The organism is Hymenobacter defluvii (assembly GCF_017589435.1).
Lineage (GTDB): Bacteria > Bacteroidota > Bacteroidia > Cytophagales > Hymenobacteraceae > Hymenobacter > Hymenobacter profundi.
The window spans coordinates 1-1475 of the sequence record NZ_JAGETX010000064.1 but is presented as its reverse complement, the minus strand read 5'-3'; the positions used below and the strand labels follow the sequence as shown (position 1 = coordinate 1475).

Below are 1475 nucleotides of genomic sequence, written 5' to 3'. Positions count from 1 at the left end.
AGCATACACTTCCTCGGGACAAGATGATCTGCCCCCCCTCCAAGAAGATGAGCCGGACCATTCTATCAGCGTCACGAGTCTTGCTACCCATCTGGGCCGCATTACCAGTGGCGAAATCACCTCAGCTGAAGAACTAGTTGCGGAAGTGCCCAACCTAGCGGATACCGACCTACTTAACAGTTTGTATGCCTCAGCCCTGAATGAATCGAATAAAACGCTTCGTACTCGATTAGCTGGTATTGAAGTATAGTAACTCGCCTTTTTTTTGAGTACAGCGTTCCCCAAACACAACTAAACAACGCTTTTTTTTGCCTTTTTTGTTTCCCAAATACAACAATTTAATTTTATTTTTTACCTTCTTTTTTCTCAGCCCTTTTTCCAACTCCTTTTACCCAACCTTTTTTAACCTTTCTTTTTTATGAAAAACGTTGCTCGTTCCGCCCGTAAGCAAGCTGCTTACAAAAACAAAGTTGAGGCTGGTAAAAAAGCCCTGATTCAAACCTTGCTGGTGGCCGTGGTGCTCGTTGGAGTAACGACGGTTGCGAATGCCCAGGGTGGTGCTGCCGGTGGTGCTGCTGCTATTAACGAAGCAACCACTCAGGTTACTTCCTACTTCGATCCGGCTACCAAGCTGATCTACGCTATTGGTGCTGTAGTGGGCCTCGTGGGTGGTGTGAAGGTGTATGGTAAATGGAACTCGGGTGACCAGGACACGCAGAAAACCGCTATGTCGTGGTTTGGCAGCTGCATCTTCCTGGTAATCATCGCTACGGTACTGCGCGCCTTCTTCTTGTAAGATGGACCGACGCTATCCTTTGAACAAGGGCCTCGGTCGGCCCGTGGAGTTCAAAGGGTTAGTAGGCCAGTACATATTTTACCTGGTGGGTGTCGTGCTGGGGGCCTTCTTCGCCTTCATTGTGATGTACCTAATCGGCGTCAGTACTTACATCTGCATTCTACTAACACTCGGCTTAGGTCTTTTCGGCATAAGTCGAGTGTTTAGTTTAAACGCCAAGTACGGCGAACACGGGGCCATGAAAGCGAGTGCGAAAGCCCGTCAGCCTCAGATGATTGTAAGTCGGAATCATCGCCTTTTCAAAAACCTAAAGCGCCATGAGTAATCTACTGTTGCCGTCCTCGACCCTTGAACAGAAACAACCCATCTACAAGGTGGAATCGAACTGCCTCATCAGCAAAAATGGTGATGTGACAGTGGGCTACGAGATGACTTTACCCGAGGTCTTCACTATTGCCAGTTCGGACTACGATACGTACCATGCAGCGTGGGTAAAAGCCCTGGCGCTGCTGCCCATCAATTCGGTAGTGCACAAGCAGGATTGGTATGTGCAGACGCCTTTTCAGTCTACTAAGAAGGAGAAGGGCACCATGCTTTCTCGCTCCTACGACAAGCACTTTGCTAAGCGTCCGTTCCTGGATCATAAGTGCTACCTCTACATCACCAAAACGCCTAGTGA

At 48.6% G+C, this 1475-nt stretch carries 4 protein-coding genes; all 4 read left to right on the top strand.

Translation table 11 applies throughout. The features are described 5' to 3' along the window. A partial coding sequence (locus J4D97_RS22875; protein WP_208309613.1) for a hypothetical protein occupies positions 1 to 250 on the top strand: 250 nt, incomplete at its 5' end. 168 nt (positions 251 to 418) lie between these two features. After that, positions 419 to 796, top strand: coding sequence for a DUF4134 domain-containing protein (locus J4D97_RS22870; RefSeq protein ID WP_208309612.1), 378 nt, complete (start codon positions 419 to 421; stop codon positions 794 to 796). A 1-nt stretch (position 797) separates the two neighbouring features. After that, positions 798 to 1121: a DUF4133 domain-containing protein gene (locus J4D97_RS24110; protein WP_208309611.1), complete on the top strand. Its 324-nt coding sequence runs from the start codon at positions 798 to 800 to the stop codon at positions 1119 to 1121. Beyond that, the coding region (locus tag J4D97_RS22860; RefSeq protein ID WP_208309610.1) for a DUF3875 domain-containing protein at positions 1114 to 1475 on the top strand (362 nt) is incomplete at its 3' end. The genes J4D97_RS24110 and J4D97_RS22860, both read left to right, overlap by 8 nt.

Coding starts and splice junctions, on each gene's coding strand:
- J4D97_RS22870 (WP_208309612.1), top strand. CDS start 419: ATGAAAAACGTTGCTCGTTCCGCCCGTAAGCAAGCTGCTTACAAAAAC.
- J4D97_RS24110 (WP_208309611.1), top strand. CDS start 798: ATGGACCGACGCTATCCTTTGAACAAGGGCCTCGGTCGGCCCGTGGAG.